At 64.3% G+C, this 17,277-nt stretch carries 15 protein-coding genes; 7 read left to right on the top strand and 8 right to left on the bottom strand.

Annotated elements, in window-relative coordinates; all coding sequences use genetic code 11:
- Positions 1-42 precede the first annotated feature (42 nt).
- Entirely contained in the window at positions 43-1,239 is a 1,197-nt protein-coding gene (locus tag FA94_RS26830) for an ABC transporter substrate-binding protein (protein ID WP_035556969.1), read from the top strand.
- A 137-nt stretch (positions 1,240-1,376) separates the two neighbouring features.
- Here the strand turns inward: FA94_RS26830 and FA94_RS26825 are convergent, their stop codons facing one another.
- Genes FA94_RS26825 through FA94_RS26810 form a run of 4 tightly spaced genes read right to left on the bottom strand, consistent with a single transcriptional unit; the run spans position 1,377 to position 6,420 of the window.
- Positions 1,377-2,282 carry an SDR family oxidoreductase gene (locus FA94_RS26825; protein ID WP_035556967.1) on the bottom strand — a complete coding sequence of 302 codons (906 nt, stop codon included), beginning with the start codon at positions 2,280-2,282 and terminating at the stop codon, positions 1,377-1,379.
- Positions 2,283-2,327: 45 nt separating this feature from the next.
- Positions 2,328-3,902 (bottom strand): class I adenylate-forming enzyme family protein, encoded by a 1,575-nt coding sequence (locus tag FA94_RS26820; protein WP_035556966.1) that lies wholly within the window; start codon positions 3,900-3,902, stop codon positions 2,328-2,330.
- The gene (locus FA94_RS26815) at positions 3,899-5,623 is read right to left on the bottom strand and encodes a long-chain fatty acid--CoA ligase (protein ID WP_035556964.1); all 1,725 of its coding nucleotides are present in this window, start codon (positions 5,621-5,623) and stop codon (positions 3,899-3,901) included. The genes FA94_RS26820 and FA94_RS26815 overlap by 4 nt, the downstream gene beginning before the upstream one ends.
- A gap of 23 nt (positions 5,624-5,646) precedes the next feature.
- On the bottom strand, positions 5,647-6,420 hold the full coding sequence (locus FA94_RS26810; protein WP_035556961.1) for an SDR family oxidoreductase: 774 nt from the start codon (positions 6,418-6,420) through the stop codon (positions 5,647-5,649).
- A gap of 265 nt (positions 6,421-6,685) precedes the next feature.
- Between FA94_RS26810 and FA94_RS26805 the strand changes: the two genes are divergently transcribed.
- Positions 6,686-8,491, top strand: a complete 1,806-nt coding sequence (locus FA94_RS26805; protein WP_035556958.1) for an acyl-CoA dehydrogenase — start codon at positions 6,686-6,688, stop codon at positions 8,489-8,491.
- A gap of 28 nt (positions 8,492-8,519) precedes the next feature.
- Here the strand turns inward: FA94_RS26805 and FA94_RS26800 are convergent, their stop codons facing one another.
- Positions 8,520-9,314 carry an IclR family transcriptional regulator gene (locus tag FA94_RS26800; protein ID WP_035563130.1) on the bottom strand — a complete coding sequence of 265 codons (795 nt, stop codon included), beginning with the start codon at positions 9,312-9,314 and terminating at the stop codon, positions 8,520-8,522.
- Between the two features lie 441 nt (positions 9,315-9,755).
- Here FA94_RS26800 and FA94_RS26795 point away from each other — a divergent pair, with 441 nt between their 5' ends.
- On the top strand, positions 9,756-10,124 hold the full coding sequence (locus tag FA94_RS26795) for a BON domain-containing protein (RefSeq protein WP_035556956.1): 369 nt from the start codon (positions 9,756-9,758) through the stop codon (positions 10,122-10,124).
- Between the two features lie 23 nt (positions 10,125-10,147).
- Here the strand turns inward: FA94_RS26795 and FA94_RS26790 are convergent, their stop codons facing one another.
- Positions 10,148-10,717 carry a helix-turn-helix domain-containing protein gene (locus FA94_RS26790; RefSeq protein ID WP_035556953.1) on the bottom strand — a complete coding sequence of 190 codons (570 nt, stop codon included), beginning with the start codon at positions 10,715-10,717 and terminating at the stop codon, positions 10,148-10,150.
- Positions 10,718-10,944: 227 nt separating this feature from the next.
- Here FA94_RS26790 and FA94_RS26785 point away from each other — a divergent pair, with 227 nt between their 5' ends.
- The 4 genes from FA94_RS26785 to FA94_RS26770 all read left to right on the top strand — a co-directional run bounded on the left by FA94_RS26785 (position 10,945) and on the right by FA94_RS26770 (position 15,816).
- Positions 10,945-12,348, top strand: a complete 1,404-nt coding sequence (locus FA94_RS26785) for an LLM class flavin-dependent oxidoreductase (RefSeq protein WP_035556950.1) — start codon at positions 10,945-10,947, stop codon at positions 12,346-12,348.
- Positions 12,341-12,862 carry a flavin reductase gene (locus tag FA94_RS26780; protein WP_035556947.1) on the top strand — a complete coding sequence of 174 codons (522 nt, stop codon included), beginning with the start codon at positions 12,341-12,343 and terminating at the stop codon, positions 12,860-12,862. The genes FA94_RS26785 and FA94_RS26780 overlap by 8 nt, the downstream gene beginning before the upstream one ends.
- A 67-nt stretch (positions 12,863-12,929) precedes the next feature.
- Complete coding sequence (locus FA94_RS26775; RefSeq protein ID WP_081936127.1) at positions 12,930-14,174, top strand: MFS transporter; 1,245 nt, start codon at positions 12,930-12,932, stop codon at positions 14,172-14,174.
- 280 nt (positions 14,175-14,454) lie between these two features.
- Complete coding sequence (locus FA94_RS26770) at positions 14,455-15,816, top strand: sensor domain-containing diguanylate cyclase (RefSeq protein ID WP_035556944.1); 1,362 nt, start codon at positions 14,455-14,457, stop codon at positions 15,814-15,816.
- Positions 15,817-15,824: 8 nt separating this feature from the next.
- Here FA94_RS26770 and FA94_RS26765 read toward each other — a convergent pair whose 3' ends face one another.
- Together FA94_RS26765 and FA94_RS26760 are read right to left on the bottom strand one after the other, a co-directional pair.
- A complete protein-coding gene (locus FA94_RS26765) occupies positions 15,825-16,040 on the bottom strand; it encodes a YXWGXW repeat-containing protein (RefSeq protein ID WP_035556941.1) in 216 nt (71 codons plus the stop codon).
- Positions 16,041-16,131: 91 nt separating this feature from the next.
- Complete coding sequence (locus FA94_RS26760) at positions 16,132-17,274, bottom strand: DUF1501 domain-containing protein (RefSeq protein ID WP_035563126.1); 1,143 nt, start codon at positions 17,272-17,274, stop codon at positions 16,132-16,134.
- Positions 17,275-17,277: the final 3 nt, after the last annotated feature.

Here is a 17,277-nt window from a genome sequence, read left to right as displayed (position 1 = left end):
TGCGCGAGCGTCGCCCGTTTCGCCACTACCAGGGAGACACGCATGACGATCAAACGCATTGGCGGCCAGGCCGGCCGGGCCGTGACCGCAGCGGCGGCCATGACGGCGCTGGCGCTGCTGGGCGCCGCGCCCGCCGTCGCGCAACAGGTGGTGCACATCGGCTACTCGGGCCCGTTGAGCGGCGGCGCCGCCAAGTACGGCCAGGAAGTGCTCGACGGCATGCAGATGGCCGCCGCCGACGTCAACCAGGCCGGCATCGAGGTCGCGGGCAAGCAGATCAAATTCGAGGTCGTGCCGCTCGACGACAAATACAACCCCAGCGAAACCGCGATCAACGCAAAACGTCTCGCGCAGGAACAGCAGGCGGCGGTCGTGCTCGTGCCGCATTCCGGCGGCGGCTTTGCGGTGCAGACCAGCAACGAACAGCAGAAGCTGCTGTTGCTCTCCTACACCAGCGTGCCGCAGATCAGCGAACGCGGCAACAAGCTCACCGTGCGGATTCCGCCGGCCTTCACGTCGTATCTGAACGCCTTCATCAAGTATGAAATGGCGACCTACGGCAAGAAGGTCGCGCTCGCCGCCACCGATACCGACTACGGCAAGGTCTGGGTCGCCGCATTCAAACCGGCGTGGGAAGCGGCGGGCGGCACGATCGTCGCGGACAACGCCATGTCGTATAACCGCGCGACCGATTTCTACAGCGGCGTGAGCCGCGTGCTCGCGGCGAAACCGGATGTGATGTTTATCGGCGGCCCGTCCGAACCGACCGGACTCGTCGCGCAGCAGGCGCGCGAATTGGGCTTCAAGGGCGGCTTCATCGTGATGGACCAGGCCAAGCTCGACGAAGTGGCCAAAGTGGCCGGTGGCTATGCGGCGCTGAATGGCGCAATCGGCGTATTGCCGCTGGCGGACGACAACACGCCGAACGCGAAGGCGTTCGTCGAGCGTTTCCGCAAGAGTCACGGTGGACGCGATCCGAGCCAGGAAGTGTCGCTGAACTACACCGCGGTGTATGCGACAGCGCTGGCGATGAAACTGGCCGGCAGCGTCAGCGACGCCACGGCGATCCGCAACCAGTTCGACCGCGCGGTGAAGGCACTGCCGCCGCAGAACAATCCGCAAAGCGTGACCGGGGTCGACGATCACGGCGGTTTCGTGATCGGCAATCCGCTGGCGGCGGTGGTTCAGGGTGGACAGTTGAAGTCGGCGGCATTAAGCACGCTGACGGCGGCGAAATAGTGAAGCGCTGAGGCTGGGCCAAAGGAAAGGCGCCGTTTGAAGTTCATTCAGACGGCGCCTTTTTCTTGCGGATTGCTTTAAGCACGTCTTGATTCGAGAAACCGGCGTGCGTCACGCCGGCTCCGCTCATCAGCTCATCAGCCCTTCAACGCGTCGATAATCTGCTCGCGCACCTGCGGCCGCTCGGCAAACGGATCGGTCGGATTGCGCGGCGTGACGATATCGTCCGCGCGGGTTTTCACCGCGGCGAGCGCCTGCGGATGCGAGAAAATATAAAACTGTTCGGCGCGGATCGCGTCGAACACCATCGTCGCGACCTCTTCCGCGCTCACCTTGCCCGAACTCACCGCCTTCTCGCTCAGCGCTCGCGCCACGCGCTGCGAGAGTGTCGCCGGCGCGTCGTTCTCAAGTTCCGACGGACGGTTGCGCTGCGCTTTCGCGATCCCCGTTGGCACGAAATACGGACACAACACCGAGCACGCCACCTGCTGCGTGACCAGCGACAAATCCTGATACAGCGATTCCGTCAGCGACACCACTGCATGCTTGGACGTGTTGTACGGTCCCATCAGCGGCGGATTGAGCATGCCGGCCATCGACGCCGTATTGACGATATGCCCGCGATACGCCGGGTCGCGTTTTGCGGCGTCCAGCATCAGCGGCGTGAACGCGCGCACGCCGTGAATCACGCCCCACAGATTGACGCCTAGCAGCCACTGCCAGTCGCGTTCGGTGTTTTCCCACACGAGCCCGCCGCTGCCGCCCACGCCCGCGTTGTTGAACACGAGATGCACGCTGCCGAACGTGGCAAGCGTGTCGCGCGCCAGCGCATCGATCTCGTCGCCCTTCGCGACGTCGACCCGACGCGCAATGGCTTGCGCGCCGGCCGCTTCGACTTCGGCTAAGGTTTCGTCGAGCGCGTCCTGCTGCACGTCGGCCAGCACAAGCCGCATGCCGAGTTTCGTGCCGAGCCGCGCGAACTCCCGGCCGAAGCCCGAACCCGCGCCTGTGATCACCGCGACCTTGTCTGAGAAATTGTCCATGCGTTTGTCCCGTGGTTGCTGCTGCAAGCTTCAGTATGGGTTCGGCTATGCCGACGTGTTTCCCTCGTGCGCGGCGGGATAAAACCGCTCGCGCAATTCGCGCTTCAACACCTTGCCGATCGGACTGCGCGGCAAACTGTCGACGAACGTCAGCGCGGACAGCCGCTGCATCTTGCCGACCCGCGCGTTGACCCATGCGAGCAACGTGTCGGCGTCGATCTCTGCAAGCGGACGGCGCACCACGAACGCGACCGGCGTCTCGCCCCATTGCTCCGATTGCGCACCGACCACGGCCACATCCGCGACGTCCGGATGCTCGCGCACTTCTGCCTCCAGATCGCTCGGATACACGTTGAAGCCACCCGAGATGATCATGTCTTTCTTGCGATCGAGCAGCGTCAGAAACCCCTCAGCGTCGAAGCGGCCCATGTCGCCGGTACGGATAAAGCGCTTGCCGCTCGGGTCGTACCATTCCGCCTCGGCGGTCTTCTCGGGTTGGCGGTAATAGCCGGTCATCATTGCCGGCGAATGGCCGACGATTTCACCAACCTCGCCCACCGCGACTTCGTGCCCCAGTTCGTCGATCAGGCGGACGTCGTGGCCCTCCACCGGCTGGCCGACCGTGTGCAGCCTGGATGGGTAAACGTCGGCCTCCAGCTGGCACGAGCCGCCGCCTTCGGTCATGCCGTAGTACTCGGTGAGGCGGCCGGGCCAGCGACGCACCACGTCCGCCTTGATGCTGGCCGCGAACGGCGCGCTGGTGCAGAACTTCGCCTGGAAGCTGGAGAGGTCGTAGCGGTCGAATTCCGGATGCGCCATCAGCCGCTGATACTGCACCGGTACCAGCATCGTGTGCGTGACGCGGTGTTGCTGCGCGAGTTCCAGATAACGCGTGGCCTCGAATTTCGGCATCAACACGACCGTGCCGCCGAAGGTCAGCGTCGGCATGAAGCTCACCAGCGTGGTGTTCGAATACAGCGGTGTGGAGATCAGCGTCGTGGCGTCCGGGCCATAGCCGCGCTGAATCGTGCGTGCCGCGTAGGCCCAACGCATGCCGTGCGACTGCACGATGCCTTTCGGCGTGCCCGTGGTGCCGGACGAATAGATGATGTTGAACGGCCACGCGGGGTCGATGGTCACGGCGGCGGGCGCGGCGCCTTGCGGCGCGAGCCACGTATCGAGAGCGATGCTGCCCATGTGCGAATCCAGCGCGATCGGCGTGGCGCTGATTTGCGCGGCGACCGGTTCGAGCAGGCGCTTCACGTCGGCATCGAGAAACAGCAGCCGCGCGCCGGCATTGCCGATCATGCTGACCAGGCTGGCGGCGCTCGACGACGGCGCGAGCGGCGCCACCGCGGCCCCGGCGCGCAAACCGCCGAGAAACGCCACCACGTAATCCACCGAGGCGCCCGCGCATAACGCAATCGCATCGCGAGGCCGAATGCCGTCGCGCTGCAACGCGGCGGCAAAACGATCGACGCGCGCGTCGAGCGCGGCGTAGCTCAGCACTTCGCCATCGCAGATCAAGGCGGCGTGGTCGCCGCGCTCGCCGGCAAAGCGACGCAGCATATCCGTAATGCAGACGAACGGTTCATCCAGTAACGCATCAAGCCATGTCATCGCGATGCGCCTCCGTTGCTATTGCCGTTACCGCCACCACTACGCGCCGCCGTGCGCGCCGCGTCTTCCTCCTGCAATTTGCGCCACAGAATCTTGCCGCTGCCCGATTTCGGCAACGACGTCACGAACTCGACGATCCGCGGCGCCTTGTACGGCGCCATCTGCTCATGCGACCAGTCGATAATCTCCTGCTCGGTGATCGTGCCCGCATGCGCTTCGTCGGGGACCACCAGCGCCTTCACCGTCTCGCCGCGCTTCTCGTCTTTCACGCCGATCACGCACACTTCGTGAATCGCCGGATGCCGGTACATCAGCGCTTCCACCTCCGCCGGCCACACCTTGTAGCCGGACGCGTTGATCATCCGCTTCAGACGGTCGGTCATGAAGAAATAACCGTCTTCGTCGATATGACCCAGGTCGCCGGTGCGCAGAAAGCGCTTGCCGTCGAGTTCGACAAACGCTTCTTCGGTCGCCTTCGGATTGCGCCAATAGCCTTGCATGACTTGCGGCGCATTCACGACGATCTCGCCGGTTTCGCCTTGCGGCAACTCCTGCAGCGAGGCCGGATCGATCACGCGCGAATCCACGTCGAACACCGGAATGCCGAGACACTGCGCTTTCGGTCGATGCGGCGGATTGATGTGCGTGCCGGCAATCGTCTCGGTCATACCGTAGCCTTCGACGTAATCGAGCCCGGTCAGCGCCTTGAGTTTCTTCGCGATCGCGTCGGGCATGGCCGCGCCGCCGCCGCGCGCGCCGCTCAGGCTCGACAGATCGTAGTCGCCGAGTTTCGGGTTCGACAGAAAGTCGACCATCATCGTGGAGATCGACTGCCACGCGGTCACGCGATAGCGCTGCATGCATTGCACGGCGGTTTCGCGATCCCAGCGCGGCATCAGCACAATGGTCGCGCCGGAATAAATCGCGGCGTTCATGCCGCCCTGCATGCCGGTCACGTGAAACAGCGGCAACACCGACAGATGCACGCCATCCGACGGCGCCGCGAACCACACGCAACCGCCCAGCAGCGTGCTCATCACGCTGCGATGCGTGTGCATGCAACCCTTCGGCTTGCCTGTCGTACCGGACGTGTACGGCATCACGCACAGATCGTCGGCGCGGCTCGTGAGCGGTCCGGGCGTATGACGTCGATCGAGTACTTCCTGCCACGGCGTGACGCCAGGAATCGTGAACGCCTTGCGCGGCGCCGCGACGAATTCCGGCACGGCAATCGGCGACGGCCGCTTCAGATAATCGCTATACGTCGCGACGATTGCGTGCTCGATGCCCTGTCCCGGCCCGCTGCCGATCAACGGCTCGACATTCGGAAACAGACACTGCGGCGCGATGATGGTGGTCGCCCCGCTGTCCTCGACGTAATGCGCCAGTTCGACGCCCAGGTTCATCGGGTTGACCGGCACCACGACGGCATTCGCCCGCAGAATGCCGTAATACGCGACGATCCATTGCGGACTGTTCTGCATATACAGCAACACGCGATCGCCCGCCTTGACGTGGCATTCGTGCTGCAGAAAACCCGCGACCCGTTCGGCCTCGTCCTTGAACTCGGCGAACGTGATCGGGGTGTCGTAGAAAATGATGAACGGCTTGTCGGGAAAGCGCGCCGCCGAGACCTCGGCGTTGTAGAACAGATTGGTTTCCGGCAGCGTCAGATGCAACGGCACTTGCGGCGGCCAATGCGGATGATGAAGTTGATTCATGACCTCTCCTGTCGACCCGCCGCTCAAACGATGATAGACCCACCATCCACCGCGAAATACTGGCCGGTAATATGACGCGACGCTTCGCTCGCGAGAAACACAATCGGGCCCTTGAGATCTTCATCGCCGCCCAGACGCTGCAACGGCGTGCGCGAGACGATCGTGTCTTCGAGCTGATCGAGCAATCCCGCCGACATCTTCGACGGGAAAAACCCCGGGCAGATCGCGTTGACGTTGATGTTGTACTTGCCCCATTCCGCCGCGAGCGCCCGCGTGAAATTGATCGCCGCCGCCTTCGACGTGTTGTACGCAATCGTATTCATGCCGGGCGGCGAACCCTTCAATCCAGCCACCGAAGCGATATTGACGATCTTGCCCGCCCGCCGCGGAATCATGCTGCGCTTGCCGACTTCACGCGCGAGGAAAAACGGCGCGTTGACATTCAGGTTCATCACCTTGTGCCACGCTTCGTCGGGATAGTCTTCGGCGGGTGCGCCCCACGTGGCGCCCGCGTTGTTCACCAGAATATCGATGCGGCCATGCACCCCCAGCACTTCATCGACCAACCCAGGAATACCCTCGAAACGCTGCAGATCGTTGACCACCGTTTGCACCTCGATACTACGGCTTTGCAGATGGGTTTTCGCTTCGGCCAACTCATCCGCCTTACGCGCGGTGATGGCCACACGGCAGCCCATTTCGCCGAGCGCTTCGGCCATTTGCAAGCCGAGTCCACGCGAGCCGCCGGTGATCAGTGCAACCTTGGCGTCCAGTTGAAACAGGTCTTTCACAGACATCCTATGCTCCTCCATTTGTTCTGCAATGCAGATTGGAATTCCAGTTTTTTTCAACCATCATACGTGCCGGAATTCGGCCTGTAAATAAAAGCACGCCCATTCACTTTTGTTATAGACTGGCATGCGTCGTTGATCGGTGGGTGATCGGGACTTACCCGAATACCGCGCTTTTCCATTGCGCTGTGCAGCTACATTGCGATGTGTTTTTCGCACACCCTGTCTAGCTGTTCTGCATAGCGGCTTATCTTCGAACAGGTCTTCTTTCATGCAAGATGCGCTGATCATTAATTCGCGAGATCTGGAGTTCCAGTTGTTCGAGGTGCTCGAGGCGGAGACGCTCACACGTCGCGCGCGGCACGCGGACCACAGCCGCGAAACCTTCCATGCAGCGCTCGATACCGCGCACGCGGTCGCCGCCGAAAAGTTCGCCACGCACAACCGCCTGTCCGACGAACACGAACCACAATTCGACGGTGAGCGGGTCACCCTGCCGGCCGAAGTGAAAGAGGCGCTGGACGCATTGCGCGCCACCGGTTTTCTCGCCGCGGGTAAAGACTACGAATGGGGCGGCATGCAATTGCCGTCGGTGATTTCGTTTGCCTGTCTGTCGCTCTTCAAGAGCGCCAACATCGCCACCGCGTCTTACGCGATGCTGACCACGGCGAATGCGAATGTCATCGAGCGTTTCGGCAGCGCGGCGCAAAAGCGCAAGTACTTGCAGGCGCTATTCGAAGGCCGCGCGTTCGGCACCATGGCGCTCACCGAACCGCAAGCCGGTTCGAGCCTGTCCGATCTCGTCACCAGCGCCACGCTCAACGCAGACGGCACTTACTCGATTCGCGGCAACAAGATATTCATTTCAGGCGGCGACCACGAGTTGAGCGAGAACATCGTGCACCTCGTGCTCGCGCGGATTCCCGGCGGGCCGCCGGGCGTCAAAGGTATTTCGCTCTTCACGGTGCCGAAGTACCACGTCAATGAAGACGGCAGCCGCGGCGCGCGCAACGACGTCGCGCTCGCGGGGCTGATTCACAAGATGGGGTGGCGCGGCACGACGTCGACCATGCTGTCGTTCGGTGAGCATGGCGAGTGCATCGGCGAGCTGGTCGGCGAACCGCATCAGGGTCTCGCCTGCATGTTCCACATGATGAACGAGGCGCGCATCGGCGTCGGGCTTGGCGCGGTGATGCTCGGCTATCGCGGCTATCTGGCGTCGCTCGACTATGCGCGCGAACGGCCGCAAGGACGTCGCCCGGACAACAAGAACCCGCTCGATCCGCAACTGCCGCTGATCGAACATGCGGACGTGCGCCGCATGCTGCTAGCGCAAAAAGCCTATGTGGAAGGCGCGTATGCATTGTGTCTGTACGCGGCGCGTCTGGTCGACGAACAGAACACTGGTGAGAGCGATATCGCGCGCGCCGAAGCAGGCCTGCTGCTCGATCTGCTGACGCCGGTGGTGAAATCCTGGCCGTCGCAATGGTGTCTCGAAGCGAATAGCCTCGCGATCCAGATTCACGGCGGCTACGGTTATACGCGTGAATATCCAGTCGAGCAGTTCTATCGCGACAACCGGCTGAACATGATTCACGAAGGCACGCACGGCATTCAGGCAATCGATCTGCTGGGCCGCAAAGTGGTGATGAAACAGGGTGCCGCGCTCAAGCAACTGGAACGCGAGATTCAACGCACGCTAGACGCCGCGCACGCTCATGCGCCGCTGCAAGCGCATGCGGACGCGCTGAGCCAGGCATGGCGCGAATTGACCGACACCGTGGAGGCGTTGCTGCCCACGCTCGCCCACGAAAGCGAACGCGCGCTCGCCAATGCGAATGCTTTTCTCGAAGCATTCGGTCATATCGTGCTGGCGTGGACGTGGTTGCGGCAGGCGATCGTTGCAAGCGCCGCGCTACCGAAGGTGAGCAACACGGCTGACAGGGATTTCTATCGCGGCAAGCTGCACGCGTGCCAATGGTTCTTCCGGTGGGAATTGCCGCGTGTCTCGCTGATGCTGACCACGTTGCGTGGTCTGGACGACACCACGCTTAGCATGGCGCCGCAGTGGTTTTGATGTAGCGGTTTGTTCGGAGCCCTGCCGCTCAATGCGACAGCGCCGTTTCCAGTTGCGTCACCACGTCGATCAGGCGCGGCCGCACTTCTTCGAGCAGAAACTCTTTCGAGAGCTTGAACGACGGGCCGCCCACATTGATCGCCATGATGGGCAGCTCGCCGCCCGGCTGGAATGCGCGCGCAATGCCGTTCACATCCTTCTGCCAGTCGCCGAACGAAGTCGTCACACCGAGCGCGCTGTAATCGTCGAGCGCTTTCTCAATGCCACGGCGGGTTTTGGGCCAGGCAACGTGATCAAGTTCGCGCACCTGCTCCATGAAGCTGAGACGATCATGCTCGGGAATCGCCGCGAGCCATGCTCGCCCGATCGCCGAGGTGGCGACCGGAATGCGCGAGCCGACTTCGAGCGTCAACGTAAGTGCGACCGAGCCGCGGCAGTTCTCCACGTAGATCATCGAGAGCCGGTCGCGCGTGCCCAACGACACCGTCGCGCCGGAGATGTCGGCCAGTTCCTGCATGACCGGCCTCGCGATCTTGCGCACGTCGAGGCGCGCCAGCATCGCGCTGCCCAACGCCAGAGAAGCCGTACCGAGCCGGTATTTACCGCTCTCTTTCAGATGAATCAGATAACCGAGCAAGGTAAGCGTATGGGTCAGCCGCGAGACCGTGGACTTCGGCAACCGGCAACGCAGCGCCAGCTCCTGATTGCTCAGCGACTTGTCGCCCGAACGAAAACATGCGAGCACTTCGAGTCCGCGCGCGAGTGCTGTGACGAAGTGCCGGTCGTCCTTATGCGCTTCGTGCGCGGTGCGGCTGGCGAGCAGCGCAGGCGCGCCGGTGGAGGCAGCCGACGCGGGCGCCGGATCGGCGACATCGGGACTGTCGGCAGGACGATCGGCCGGGCTGTGATGGGTTTTGCTCAAAACGAAACGCGCTCCCGCGAAACGGCTGTATTTGAAGGACACACCGCGCCCAGGGATCGTCGGTGATCCGGGTCGCGGAATTATAGTCTGAAACTTTGCGCGCTCTGAACGGCCACCCTGGCGCCTCGAAAGCATCGACGCGCACGCATCGAAACACACCACACCGAGGCCAGTTTTTCCAGCATGAGCGCGTTGGCTGGAGTATTGTTTAAGCGCGCCGGGAGCGCCGCAGCCTCACTCTTCTACAAGACAGGGTGCTCCTCGTGGGCAGAAAAGTGCTCGCAAGCGCGTGGTTTTTTGCATGCAACGAAGCGACATCAACTTTTCGAGGATGGAGAAAACGTGAAAACAGTCAATCTTTTGAAGGCGCTCGGCATTGCATTGTGTGTGGCGACGGCGTCCAGCGCCTACGCCCAGGCGAGCGATGCGATGGCGTCCGGCGATATGGGCATGGCAGCACCGAGTGCAAAATCCATGAAGAAGACGGACCGCACGTTGGGCCTGCAAGTGCGCAAAGCATTGGCGAAAGCCCAGGGCTTCGACGTGTCGAACGTGTTTGTCCGGGCTCGCGGCGGTGCGGTAACGTTGACTGGATCGGTGCCTGACGGCGCACAGATTCCGCAAGCGGAAGAAGTCGCGAAGGGGGTGGCCGGCGTGAAGTCGGTGAACAACAAGATCACCATCGGCACCCAAGGCGGTGGCGGCGGTTAAACGCCAGGCGCTATCCGACGTACTTAACGTCGAACCAGGCCGACGAGGTAGCGGCACACCTCGTCGCCCGCATTGAAGAATTCGCATTCGGCCGGCGCGCCGAGTTGCAGACAATCCCCCGCTTCGAGCCGGTAAATCTGCCGGCCTTCCCGAAACGTCAACACCCCTTGCGTGACCCAGATCTGCTGATGCTGAAACACGAACGCATCCGACGGATATGGGACTTTCACGCCCACGGGCAATTCGATCTCCAGTAGTTCGAGCACGCCGCCGGTGGGCGGCGAAATGCGCCGCCGGATATAGCCCGTTTCAGGGTCCTGCCAGACCGCTTGCTGCGCGTGGCGTGCGAGCCGTTCGCCGGTCTGCTCGGCGAGCGCGAGCAAGGTCGACAAGGTCAAGCCGAACGCGCCCGACAAACGCCCGAGCACCGTCGCGGTGGGACTCGCCTCGCCGCGCTCGATCTTGCTGATCATCGCCTTCGAAACGCCGGAGCGCTCCGCCAGTTCGCTCAACGACCAGTTACGCGCCTCGCGCTCGGTCTTCACGCGCGACGAGATCGCCTGGGTCAGATCGACAGCAACGGATTCGGACATGGCAGCGGAGAGTTCGACAAAGTGAGCACCGGCGAATTATATCGACGTGTTTTGCAGCGCTACGGCATGGGCTTGCAACCGGGCTGGACGGGCTGCGTCGGCCGCACGCATTGACCCGCGTCGACCCGATTAAAGCCCGAAATCAATGTCTTGCATAGTGATTTTTCGTCCACTATATTAAACGAACCGCTGGCGCCAGCGTCCCAGTCCCCGAACCGGAAGACACCATGCCGAAGGAAATCGTACTCAACGCGTTCGACATGAACTGCGTCGGTCACATCCAGCAAGGCCTGTGGACGCATCCGCGCGATCAGTCCACCCGCTATCGGGACTTGCAGTACTGGACCGACTACGCCCGCACGCTGGAAGCCGGCCTGTTCGACGGCATCTTTTTCGCGGACGTGGCGGGCGTCTACGACGTCTATGGCGGCAATCCCGACGCGGCGATTCGCGGCGCGGTCCAGGTGCCGGTCAACGATCCGACGCTGCTGATCCCGGCCATGGCGGCAGTCACGCAGCATCTGTCGTTCGGCGTCACGTCGAACCTCTCGGTCGAGCAGCCGTATCTGTTCGCGCGCCGCATGTCGACGCTCGATCATCTGACGCGCGGCCGGGTCGGCTGGAACATCGTCACGGGTTATCTCGACAGCGCATCCCGCGCGATCGGCCTCACCGGCCAGATGGCGCACGACGACCGCTACGACCTCGCGGACGAATATATGGAACTGGTCTACAAACTGTGGGAATGCAGTTGGGAAGACGATGCGGTGCTGTGCGACCGGGAGCAGCGCCTCTATGCGGACGCGTCGAAAGTGCATGTGATCCATCATCACGGCAAGCAGTATCGGGTCGATGCGATGCATCTGAGCGAACCGTCGCCGCAGCGCACGCCGGTGCTGTATCAGGCGGGTTCCTCCACACGCGGCAAGCAGTTCGCCGCGGCACACGCGGAATGCGTGTTCGTCAACGGTCAGGCGAAGCCCGCGGTCAAAACGATCGTCGACGACATTCGCGCGCATGCCGTGGCTGCCGGCCGTCGCGCGGACGATATCAAGGTGCTGCTCGGCCAAACCATCATAACGGGCCGCACGGATCGCGACGCGCAGGACAAATACGCGGAGTATCAGCGTTACGTCAGTTCGGAGGCGGCGCTCGTGCATGCGGCCGCGTCGCTCGGTATCGATTTCGCGCGCTACGACCTCGACGAACCGATCGAGACCGGCAAGAGCCAGGCGATCGTCTCGAACATCGAGGCGATGACGCGCGCCGCCGGGCCGCAATGGACCAAACGCAAACTGCTCGAACAGATGGTGCTGGGCAGCCGCCAGGCGCCGCTCGTCGGCTCGGCAGAACGGATCGCCGACGAACTGATCGCGTGGACCGATGAAACCGGCGTGGATGGCTTCAATCTGTCGCGCACGGTCGCGCCGGAATGCTTCGAGGATTTCATCGAACTGGTCGTGCCGGTGTTGCAGGAGCGAGGGGCGTATAAGCGCGCGTATCGCGACGGCACGTTGCGTGACAAGCTGTTCGGTCACGCGCGCTTGCCCGCCACGCACACGGCGGCACGTTTTCGCTCGCCGGACTGGGCGGCCGCGCAGCCCCTCGCCGACGGAGGCGCTCATGATTGACAAGCTCAGCTTCCGCGACGCGATGGCCGGACTCGGCGCGGCAGTCAACATCGTGACCAGCGACGGCGCGGCGGGTCGCGCCGGCTGCACCGCGTCGGCGGTCTGCGGCGTGACGGACGAGCCGCCCACGCTGCTAGTCTGCATCAATCGAAGCAGCCGCAATAACGCGGCGTTTCGCGCCAACGGCCAGCTTTGCGTCAACGTGCTGAGCGCCGAACAGCAGGCGCTCGCGGCGCATTTCGCCAGCAGCGCGCTGCAGGTCGACGAACGCTTCGCCGCCGCGCAATGGAACACGCTGACGACCGGCGCGCCGGCGCTGGATGGCGCGCTCGCGTCGCTGGACTGCGAGATCGAATCGGTAACGGAGATCGGTACGCACACCGTATTCTTTTGCGCGGTGAAGGCCGTGCAAACGCAGGGCGCCGGCGATGCGCTGATCTACTACGGCCGCCGTTACCATCGGGTCGGCGCGCGCTCCGTTCATGCGGCGCATGCCGCTGAACCGGCGGCATGAACGAAGTTCCACGAAAGCGCCACGAACCACCGCTCAAGATCACACCACCCAGCAGCCCACGACCCGCATGAACAACGCTCCGGCCACCCCGTCCCCGCCGCTCGCCGCGATGGCGGGAAAAACGCGTTCGCTGGTGATCCTGCTGCTCTGCCAGGTCGGCGCGATGAGCGTGTGGTTTTCGTCGTCGGCGGTCGTGGCGATCGTCAAACAGGCGCAGGGACTCTCCGCATTGCAAGCCACCTTGCTGACCAGCGCGGTGCAGGCCGGATTCGTCGCGGGCACGGTGACGAGCGCGCTGCTGTCGCTCGCCGACCGCTTCGATCCGCGACGACTCTTCATGGCTAGCGCGCTGACGGCCGGCGGGGTCACGGCGTCGCTCGCGTTCATCGCGCCGGCGAGTCCGCTCGCGATCCTGTTGCGCTTTATCACCGGCATCTGCATGGCGGGGGTTTATCCGGTCGGCATGCGGCTCGCGGCCACCTGGGCCAAAGGCGATCTCGGCCTGCTGATCGGGCTGCTGGTCGGCGCCCTCACCTTCGGCTCGGCGAGCCCCCATCTGCTGGCGGCGCTCGGCGGCTCGAACTGGCGCGCGATCTACGGCATCTCGGCCGGCTGCGCTTTGCTGGCCGGCGTGGCGATCCTGCTGTGCGGCGTCGGGCCGGGCATGGCGCGCGCGGTCCGCATCGACTGGACGGCGCTCGCCGCCGCGTGGCGCAACCCGGCGCTGCGGCTCGCGAATCTCGGCTATCTCGGTCACATGTGGGAGCTTTATGCGATGTGGGCCTGGCTCGCCGTATTCCTGCAGACGAGCTTCGCCGCGGCCGGCATGCCGCAGCCGCGCGTGGCCGCCGAATGGCTGACCTTCGGCGCGGTCGCGGCCGGCGCGCTCGGCGCGTGGCTCGGCGGCGTGCTGGCGGATCGCCTCGGCCGCACCACGCTGACGGTCGGCGCCATGGCGATGAGCGGCGCCTGCGCCGCGCTGATGGGCTGGCTGCCCGGCGCGCCGGTGTGGCTGATCGCGACGGTCGCGCTGTGTTGGGGGGTGTCGGTGATCGCCGATTCGGCGCAGTTTTCGGCGAGCATCGCGGAGCTGGCGGAACCGGCGTCGATCGGCACGCTGCTGACCGCGCAAACCTGCGCGGGTTTTCTGCTGACGCTCGTCAGCATCCATCTGGTGCCGGACGTGGTTGCGCTGGCCGGCTGGCGTGGCGCTTTCAGCATGCTGGCGATCGGCCCGCTGCTCGGCTGTGTCGCGATGCTGCGCCTGCGGAGATTGCCGGACGCGAGGCGGCTCGCGGGCGGGCGGCGTTGAAGCAACGTTGAGCGGCCAGTTGAGCACGCAAGCAACCGGCAATCGACTGAAGAAAAGTTAGCGATCCTAGCTTCCAAACGGACGCACCTGGTCGCTTCGATTCCGCCTAAAACCCGCGCTAATCCGCATCAATCTTCATACCAGCCCCGACGTCATGGTTCATATTTCTTCATGACCAACTCGCGATCAGCCGATAAAATGCGCGCTTGCCTGAAAGACCACAGTCCGGCCTGACCGCGCAAACCCTTTCGCAGTCCTTTCACCCCACTCTATTCGTCGCATGAAAAGCAGCATCATGAGCCTGGCGGTCAACCGCCGCCACCGTCTTGCTGCGTTCGCGGTTTCCGGATTGATTCTGGGCACGGTGCTCGCGGTGCTGCCGGTCGCGCGTCTGCCCGCCACGACGATCGCACCGTTCCTGCCGCTCTTCACGATGGCCGTCATCGCGACGGAAGGCCTCACGGCCTACCTGCTGTGGACGCAATTCATGATCACGCGGGCCGCCTTTCTGGCGGCGCTCGCCGGCGCTTACGTGTACACGGCCGTCACCGTCGCCGTGCAGTTGCTGGCGTTTCCGGGCGTGTTCTCGGCCACCGGCCTGCTCGGCGCGAGTCCGCAAAGCGCGGTGTGGATCTGGGCGTTCTGGCACGGCGGCTCGCCGCTGCTGGTAGTGATCGCGCTGTGGGTGAGGCGGCGTTTTCCCACGCCGCTGGTCGCGCCGGGCGCCGCGGCACGGGCGGGCGGCGTGCTATGCGGCGGGCCGCTGCTGCTGTCGATGCTGGTCTGCTACGTCGCGATCCGCCACGCGGACGCGCTGCCGGCGCTGGTCAGCGAAGAGACGTATACGAGGCTGCCGCATAGCCCGTCCGGGATCGGCATCGCACTCATCAGTGCGGCGGCGCTGCTTTGCCTCATTGCATCGACACGCTTGCGCACCCTGCTCGACCTGTGGCTCGGCGTCGCGATGCTCGCCGGTCTCGGCGATATCGTCGTGACGCTGGCGGCGAACTCGCGCTTCAGCATCGGCTGGTACGTTGCGCGGGTCGCGTCGGTGCTGGCGTCGAGCACCGTGCTCGGCGTGCTGATCTGGGAAATCAGCCACCTGTACCGCGAATTGCACACCGCCAACGCGCGGCTGAGCGAATTCGCCGCGCGCGACGGCCTCACCGGCCTGTACAACCGCCGCTACTTCGACGAGCGCTATCCGGAAGCACTGGCGCGCGCGCAAGCGTCCGCGTATCCGCTTTCGCTGATGATGGTGGACATCGATCATTTCAAACGTTTCAACGACACCCTGGGCCACCTGCACGGCGACGACACGCTAAACGCCGTGGCCGCCGTCTTGCAGTCGAGCCTGCGGCGCAGCGGCGATTTCATCGCGCGTTACGGCGGGGAGGAATTCGTCGTGGTGTTGCCGGATTGCGGCGCGCAGATGGCCAGTCAACTGGCCGAACGATTGCGCGTAGCGGTCGTGCAGCGCGGCGTGGCGGCGCCGTTTACGCCGGCCGGCCGGGTGACGGTGTCGGTGGGGATCGCCACCACGCGCAACAGTGAGCTGGCGGCGCCGGACGGGCTGCTCGCGCAGGCCGACGCGGCGCTTTATCGTGCGAAGGAAGCCGGGCGGAATCGCGTGGCGGCTTGAGGTCTCACTCAACCCACCCAGTGTCCCGGGACCCATTGCCAGTGATTGCCTTCCCAGCGGTAGTGGCCCTTCACCCAGTGATAGCCCGGCGCCGGCGCGGCCGGGACGACTTCGACGAGCGGCGCGGGCTGCGCCGGCCGGGCCGGTTCCACCACGCAAGCTGACAGGACCACGGCACAAAGACCCGCAATCGAAACGGCGCGTACAGACGATCTGATTTTCATTTTTCCTCTCCTGAGTGTTTTTTAGGTGAACCGGTTTTCCGCTTCTACTTCTACTTCTGCTTCTACTTCCTGTTTCTGCTTACTGCTTCTTCTACGCCCGCAAAACCCCCGTCAGCGGCCGCGCGGTTGAACCGAACAACGCGCAAGCCGTGCGCTGCGGATCGAGCCCAAGACTTTCACCTGCCGTCCCGGCAATCACCGCGTCCAGCGACGTGGTCGGTTTCAGGTCGCGCGCTTCATAAAGCGCGTGCGGCGCGAGGCCGGGCCAATCCGAAATCACCCGTCCGCCCGCCACCGACCCGCCCAGCACCATCGCCACCGATCCCGTGCCGTGGTCCGTGCCACCCGTGCCGTTGGCGGCGGCGGTCCGTCCGAACTCCGTCGCCACCAGCACCGTGGTTTTGCTCCACAACGGCCCCATGCCGTCGCGCAACGACGCGAGCATCGTGTCGAGCGCTTTCAACTGATTGGCGAGACGCGGGTTCTGCGCGCTGTGCGTGTCCCAGCCGCCGGTTTCGATCATCGCGATACGCGGACCGTCGTCGCGCGACAGAAAACCCGCGGCGAGCTTGCCGAGGCTGGCCGGGTCCTGACGCGCGCCGGCGTCGCCCGCGAGGCCGCGTGCCGCCATCGCCGAATCCCACAGCGGACGTAACTGCGCGTCCTGGTCGTACAGTTGCGCGACGCGCGTGAGCAGATCGTCGGGCGCTTGCGGCAACGCCGACGGCGCGTACGACGTCACCTGCGCCGCGCCGCGCAGCGCCATCGGCACGGTCGGCGCGAAGGCGATCGCGTTTTCGCGCGTGGCGGGCAACTGGGCGACGAGCCGGTTCAGCCAGCCGTCCTTCATCTGATACGGCGCGGTGCCGCCGGTCTCCAGCACGTTCTGGCCGTCGAAATGCGAGCGGTCGCGATACGGCGACGCCACCGCGTGCACGAACAGCGCCTGGCGATTCGCATACATCGACGCGGTTTGCGCGAGCGCCGGATGCAACGCGAACGTGCCGTCGAGCTTCGCCGCGTTCGACGTATCGATCGCCAGCGCGCCGCGCAGATTCGCATAAGCGGGATCGGCGTACGGCACGACGATGTTCAACCCGTCGGCCGCGCCGCGCTGGATCACGAAAACGAAACGGCGATCGGTGGCGACACTCGCGAACACGATCTGCGGCGATACGAGCATCGCGCCGGCGCCCGCAGCGGCAACGCTCAGAAATTTACGGCGTGACAACATGGC

This window comes from Burkholderia sp. 9120, assembly GCF_000745015.1.
Lineage (GTDB): Bacteria > Pseudomonadota > Gammaproteobacteria > Burkholderiales > Burkholderiaceae > Paraburkholderia.
This window is presented reverse-complemented; position numbering and strand designations above follow the sequence as displayed.

Bases quoted from the DNA above. Each gene is read 5' to 3' on its own strand.
- FA94_RS26830 (WP_035556969.1), top strand. From the start codon at position 43: ATGACGATCAAACGCATTGGCGGCCAGGCCGGCCGGGCCGTGACCGCA.
- FA94_RS26825 (WP_035556967.1), bottom strand. From the start codon at position 2,282: ATGGACAATTTCTCAGACAAGGTCGCGGTGATCACAGGCGCGGGTTCG.
- FA94_RS26820 (WP_035556966.1), bottom strand. From the start codon at position 3,902: ATGACATGGCTTGATGCGTTACTGGATGAACCGTTCGTCTGCATTACG.
- FA94_RS26815 (WP_035556964.1), bottom strand. From the start codon at position 5,623: ATGAATCAACTTCATCATCCGCATTGGCCGCCGCAAGTGCCGTTGCAT.
- FA94_RS26810 (WP_035556961.1), bottom strand. From the start codon at position 6,420: ATGTCTGTGAAAGACCTGTTTCAACTGGACGCCAAGGTTGCACTGATC.
- FA94_RS26805 (WP_035556958.1), top strand. From the start codon at position 6,686: ATGCAAGATGCGCTGATCATTAATTCGCGAGATCTGGAGTTCCAGTTG.
- FA94_RS26790 (WP_035556953.1), bottom strand. From the start codon at position 10,717: ATGTCCGAATCCGTTGCTGTCGATCTGACCCAGGCGATCTCGTCGCGC.
- FA94_RS26785 (WP_035556950.1), top strand. From the start codon at position 10,945: ATGCCGAAGGAAATCGTACTCAACGCGTTCGACATGAACTGCGTCGGT.
- FA94_RS26780 (WP_035556947.1), top strand. From the start codon at position 12,341: ATGATTGACAAGCTCAGCTTCCGCGACGCGATGGCCGGACTCGGCGCG.
- FA94_RS26775 (WP_081936127.1), top strand. From the start codon at position 12,930: ATGAACAACGCTCCGGCCACCCCGTCCCCGCCGCTCGCCGCGATGGCG.
- FA94_RS26770 (WP_035556944.1), top strand. From the start codon at position 14,455: ATGAAAAGCAGCATCATGAGCCTGGCGGTCAACCGCCGCCACCGTCTT.
- FA94_RS26765 (WP_035556941.1), bottom strand. From the start codon at position 16,040: ATGAAAATCAGATCGTCTGTACGCGCCGTTTCGATTGCGGGTCTTTGT.
- FA94_RS26760 (WP_035563126.1), bottom strand. From the start codon at position 17,274: ATGTTGTCACGCCGTAAATTTCTGAGCGTTGCCGCTGCGGGCGCCGGC.